The organism is Bradyrhizobium nivariense (assembly GCF_029846695.2).
GTDB lineage: Bacteria > Pseudomonadota > Alphaproteobacteria > Rhizobiales > Xanthobacteraceae > Bradyrhizobium.
Genome location: NZ_JARWCR020000178.1, coordinates 1 through 1,622 on the forward strand (window position 1 = coordinate 1; position 1,622 = coordinate 1,622).

The window sequence follows — 1,622 nt, forward strand, 5'->3', positions numbered from 1 at the left end:
CCTTCTAAAAAACTGATCTCGGCGCTGCACGCCCCCTGTGGGATAGAAACGAATTGGCGATAGACTGCGTTCGGAAGGGAGCGGCCGATACGATTTTGGTGGCATTTTAACCCCGTCAAAAAACCTGGTCCATGAGCTGTTGCGGACTTAAGAGTGGTGACGCCGCAAAAGCGATCCCGTTTAGGAATCTGATCAATTGCGCAGCTCAGCCCTTCTCTGTCAGCAGGAGGATTGGAGATGTACCGCAAGGAGTCGAAGTCCAAGGTCGACCGCACCATGCCCATGGTGCACCCGAACGCGGCTGCCATCGATGTTGGTGCGACTATGCACATGGCTGCCGTTGGACCTGATCACGCACTCGAGCCAGTACGCAGTTTTGGCACATTCACGGCTGATCTCGATCAACTGGTAAAGTGGTTTGTGGAGTGCGGAGTCGAGACCGTCGTGATGGAATCAACCAGCGTCTACTGGATTCCGATCTTTGAGCTTCTCGATGCACGAGGATTTGCCGTGTTTCTTGTCAACGCGCGCGATGCCAAGCACGTGCCGGGGCGCAAGACCGATGTCAGCGATGCGCAATGGCTGCAGCGGCTCCATTCGTTCGGATTGCTGCGGGCGAGTTTTCGGCCCAAAGGGCAGATTGCGGAGCTGCGTGCCTACGTGCGTCAGCGCGAACGTCTGCTGGAGTACGCCGCCTCCCACATCCAGCATATGCAAAAGGCATTGACCGAGATGAATCTTCAACTCCACCACGTTGTGGCCGACATCACGGGCGCGACTGGCCTGCGCATCATTCGCGCGATCCTTGCCGGTGAGCGCGATCCTGAGACGCTGGCGTGCTTGCGCCACTACAGTTGCCACTCCAGTGTCGAGACGATCGCGAAGGCGCTCACCGGAAGCTACCGCGCGGAGCATCTGTTTGCACTCGATCAGGCACTCGCCCTTTACGACGCGTATCACGAGAAGGCATCTGCCTGCGATGCCCGAATCGAAGCTGTGTTGAAGGAACTCACTATCCATAGGGATCATGATCATGGATCAGCGCCGCCGGTCTCGCGGCGTCGAAACAGAACCGATCAAGCGAACGCTCTGGCTTTCGACGTCCGCGCGTCGTTGTTTGCGCTGCTCGGAAAGGACGTCACCACCATCGACGGCCTCGGTCCTTACCTCTCGCTGAAGCTGATCGCAGAATGCGGCGACGACCTTACCTCGTGGCCAAGTGCAAAGCATTTTACCTCCTGGCTGGCGTTGGCACCGAGCAATAAGGTCTCCGGAGGCAAAATGCTCTCGTCCCGAACGCGCCGAGCCGGCGGCCGGGCCGCAGCTCTTCTGCGCCTTGCTGCCGTAACCGTCGGACGCACTGATACCGCACTCGGCGCCTTTTATAGAAGACTGTCGTCCCGCATTGGCAAGGCCAAAGCAGTCACCGCGACGGCCCGCAAGATAGCAGTCCTGTTCTATAACGCTGTGCGTCACGGAATGGACTACGTCGATCCCGGGGCCTCGTCCTATGAGACACGCTATCGGACGCGAGTGATCAACAATTTGCACCGACGTGCCAAGGCATTCGGCTTTGTCCTGCACCCCTTGGAACCGGGAGCTGGTGCCGTTTCTTAGGAATC

At 58.4% G+C, this 1,622-nt stretch carries 1 protein-coding gene; it reads left to right on the forward strand.

The annotated features are described in order from the left end of the window. Window positions 1–237 precede the first annotated feature (237 nt). Complete coding sequence (locus tag QCM77_RS45790) at window positions 238–1,617, forward strand: IS110 family RNA-guided transposase (RefSeq protein WP_280097120.1); 1,380 nt, start codon at window positions 238–240, stop codon at window positions 1,615–1,617. Window positions 1,618–1,622: the final 5 nt, after the last annotated feature.